The 3,822-nt window shown below is 59.8% G+C and carries 4 protein-coding genes; all 4 read right to left on the bottom strand.

Translation table 11 applies throughout. The features are described from left to right. Nucleotides 1-1,127, bottom strand: a 1,127-nt coding sequence (locus tag CHR62_RS15500; protein WP_123661533.1) for an IS91-like element ISVsa3 family transposase, incomplete at its 3' end; no start/stop codon positions are given. A gap of 111 nt (nt 1,128-1,238) precedes the next feature. After that, nucleotides 1,239-1,544, bottom strand: a complete 306-nt coding sequence (locus CHR62_RS15495; RefSeq protein WP_001255015.1) for a LysR family transcriptional regulator — start codon at nt 1,542-1,544, stop codon at nt 1,239-1,241. A 27-nt stretch (nt 1,545-1,571) separates the two neighbouring features. After that, nucleotides 1,572-2,786 carry a chloramphenicol/florfenicol efflux MFS transporter FloR gene (floR, locus tag CHR62_RS15490; protein ID WP_000214119.1) on the bottom strand — a complete coding sequence of 405 codons (1,215 nt, stop codon included), beginning with the start codon at nt 2,784-2,786 and terminating at the stop codon, nt 1,572-1,574. Nucleotides 2,787-3,002: 216 nt separating this feature from the next. Continuing rightward, nucleotides 3,003-3,822 (bottom strand): DUF3363 domain-containing protein (locus CHR62_RS15905; protein ID WP_233575047.1); only part of this gene is annotated, 820 nt, incomplete at its 5' end.

The raw sequence follows: 3,822 nt of genomic DNA, 5'->3' as shown, positions 1-3,822 counted from the left end.
GGTACCAGGGCGGCCAGCCTTGCAATGAAATCCAATGGTTCGAAAATGACGTGCGTGGTGCCGTCCCGGTACGGCGTCTTGAGCTGGTAGCGCACGTTGCCGCCTCGTGTTAACGACAGCCGCTTCTCGGATACCGCCGGGCGGCTGATGTACCGGCACAGCCGTTCGAGCTTCTTGCGTTCATCGGCCCTGGCCGCCACGCCGGCGTGCAGGCTGGACCCGGCTACCTTGCCAATCCCGTCACCGAACGGATCACCACTGGTCGGCAGAGTTTGCAAAGTGAACACCTTTCGCCCCGCCTGTGAACCGACAGCGATACGGTAAGTGATCGAGTGCCCCAGCAGGGGTGTCATCGGGTCGTCATCCACCGCATCCGAGGCCAGATAGCTGTTTTCGACATCCCGTTCCAGCAGGCCTTGCCGTTCCAGATAGCGACCCACCCGGTGGGCGATGGTGTGCGTCAGCTGGGTGAGCTCTGGGCTGGTCGGCGCCTTGACCCAGCGGAAACGCGCTGAGCCGTGGGATTGCTCGACATACACACCGTCGAGAAACAGCATGTGGAAGTGAACATTCAGATTGAGCGCCGATCCAAAACGCTGGATCAGGGTGACCGCGCCCGTCTTGGCCACTTGGTGGGTATGGCCCGCTTTCTTGACCAGGTGCGTGGCAATGACGCGGTAAACGATGCCCAGCACCCACCCCATGATCTCGGGCCGGCTGGCAAACAGGAAACGCAGCTGAAACGGGAAGCTCAACACCCACTGACGCATGGGTTGTTCAGGCAGTACTTCATCAACCAGCAAGGCGGCACTTTCGGCCATCCGCCGCGCCCCACAGCTCGGGCAGAAACCGCGACGCTTACAGCTGAAAGCGACCAGGTGCTCGGCGTGGCAAGACTCGCAGCGAACCCGTAGAAAGCCATGCTCCAGCCGCCCGCATTGGAGAAATTCTTCAAATTCCCGTTGCACATAGCCCGGCAATTCCTTTCCCTGCTCTGCCATAAGCGCAGCGAATGCCGGGTAATACTCGTCAACGATCTGATAGAGAAGGGTTTGCTCGGGTCGGTGGCTCTGGTAACGACCAGTATCCCGATCCCGGCTGGCCGTCCTGGCCGCCACATGAGGCATGTTCCGCGTCCTTGCAATACTGTGTTTACATACAGTCTATCGCTTAGCGGAAAGTTCTTTTACCCTCAGCCGAAATGCCTGCCGTTGCTAGACATTGCCAGCCAGTGCCCGTCACTCCGCGGTCTTCACTGCGTGATCGAGTTGATCGACACCCGCCGTGACACGCTCCATGAAGTGCCTGCCTGCGTCTGTTAGCCGAACGCCCCGCGCATGGCGCTCAAATAGCAGGACACCAAGGTTATCCTCCAGCGCTTTCACACGCGCGCTGACGCTCGACTGGCTGATACCAAGTGCCTTGGCCGCATGCCGAAAATTCAGATGCTCGGCGACGGCGATGAACTGAACAAGGGAAATGAGCGGTATCCTGCCAGACAGGATACCGACATTCACGAGGTTTCGATGGTTAGTGCGCCGCATCGGAGCGGGCCTGCTACCAGTCGTCGGTTAGACGACTGGCGACTTCTCGGTGGCAGCCCCACGGAGCCGAAGGAGCACCAGCCCCAACGAAACCAGTACCGCCATCGCCGTGGCGTAACAGATCACGGGCCACGCTGTGTCACCGTTTAAAAGTGCCACCGCCAATGTCCCGACAATGCTGACTATCAGGCTTTGAACGCAGAAGTAGAACGCGACCGCTGATCCCGCGATGTCGTCGAACTCTGCCAAAGCGCCGTTCGCGGTAACGGACACCGTGAAGACAATACCGACCGCGACAACCCACATCGGTAGGATGAAGGTGAGGAATGACGGCGAGCCGTAAAGTTCGCCGATCCCCAACAGGACCGCTCCGCAAACAAGCAACGCCATCCCACGCGCCACGCATCCTGCGATGCCCCATCTGGCGACAAAGGACTTCGCGAAACGGGTTGTCACGATCATTACAAGCGCGACAGTGGCGAAGGCAAAGCTGAATCCGATCTCGGAATATTCCGCTTGGCCTATGAGCACACGGGGAGCCGTCGAGAAGAAGACGAAGAAGGTGCCCATACCGGCGCTAAAGCCGACAGTGTAAACCCAAAAAGCCGGACTCGCGAAGATCGGCAAGACAGATCGGCGCGTCTTGACTTGATCCAGAGGGCGGGTTTCGTGCCACCTGAAACCCGCATTTAGGAGTGCGAGCATCGCCAGTATAGCCAAAGTAATGAATATCGCCTGCCATCCCAAGAACTCGCCGATCAATGCTCCGGCGATAGGGCCGAGCGCAGGCACGAACGCCAGCATCGAACTGAAAAGGCCGTAGATGACGACACCCTCAGGACGGTTGGCATAAACGTCGCGAACCGTCGCGAACGTCGCCACCAGCATGGCCGACGCGCCCACTGCTTGAAGTAGACGGAAAGCGACAAAGGCCGGTGCAGTTGAAGACCAAGCTGCTCCCAGAGACGCAATGACGAAAGCCGTTGCGCCCGCAAGTAGAATTGGCCGTCGCCCGATTCTGTCTGAGAGCGGACCAAAAATCACCTGGCCCACGCCGAGCATCACCATATAGAGGCTCAACGTGAGTTGGATCATAGCGGGCGTCGTGTTCAGGATGCCGGGCATCGCTGGAACGACAGGGAGATAAATATCCATCGCCAGTGAAGCGAGGATGTCGAAAGGAGCCATCAGCAGCAGTGCTGCCGGCAGCGTATAGGCCCACGCGGGGCGTGTGGTGGTCATGACGAATCAACCCTCGATTAAGGAATACCGGGCGACGTCTGCTCGTCAGCAATCAGATGAGACTAGCCTTACAGAGCGCCGCAACAACAATACTGGTTGTTGCGGCTTACTTGTCTGCTGACTTGGAATTTCCCATCTGATTACTCCACGCTTACGAATATGAATTGCTACATTTTATCCGATTATCTTTTGCTTCGCAATGCGGCATGGGCGCACTCAGCGTTCCAGCCCCCTCTGCCGCCCTAACTGCCACGACACCGACCCGCCCTGCACGATGCCCATAACCTCGCGGCCGAGTTGGCGGTCGATGATCGGCCGCCACGGGACAAGGGTGAACTCATGGGATTTCTCGACCACGGCGAACTTGCCGCTCGATAGATGCACGGTTCCGGTAAACTTGCCGCTGACGCTCTCGCCGTCCGTGGCGGCGCGGAACGGCAGGCCCTTACTCAAAGCCATATCCGATCCGACGCCGGCTACCTCGCGCTCCCGCAGGATGGCGAGAAGGTTGCGCCGGTAGAAGACGCGGCTGTCCCGGCTGCGGGTGGCGTCGCCCTGTTCGATATGGTGCTCGCGGCGCTGGTCCATGGCTTCGCGGACTTGTTGCCCGAAGCCGGTTGGCGCAAGGTCGGCCGTCTCGCCGTGGATCAGCCGCCGGTCCAGCCAGGTCGCGCCGTCCGATCCGATCTGTTTGTTCAGATCGACCGGGGAAAGGACGCGAACGCTGGCCTGACTGTCTCGGCCGGCGTCATGGGCGGCGGCACGGCTGACCAGATCATCGGGGATGCGCCATTGGTCGGCGTCGATCCGCTCGACGATACCGGCCCGGCGTAGCGCCTCCAGCCGGCGCACATGGGCATCGACATAGCCCTCATAGTCGCCGCCTGGAACGCGGCACGTATAGGAAGAATAAACGCCCTTTTCACCCAAGTCCAACAGCTTTGGACCGCAGTTGACTCTTTCGACACCCCTGCGATGCAACCCAATCCGGCTGACGGGGAGCCAGCAACGCTGAAAATTTACCCTCCTCTTTCCC

Source organism: Pusillimonas sp. NJUB218 (genome assembly GCF_003788685.1).
GTDB lineage: Bacteria > Pseudomonadota > Gammaproteobacteria > Burkholderiales > Burkholderiaceae_B > Neopusillimonas.
This window is presented reverse-complemented; position numbering and strand designations above follow the sequence as displayed.

Excerpts from the sequence above, each read along its gene's own strand:
- floR (WP_000214119.1), bottom strand. The coding sequence starts at position 2,786 with ATGACCACCACACGCCCCGCGTGGGCCTATACGCTGCCGGCAGCACTG.
- CHR62_RS15495 (WP_001255015.1), bottom strand. The coding sequence starts at position 1,544 with ATGCGGCGCACTAACCATCGAAACCTCGTGAATGTCGGTATCCTGTCT.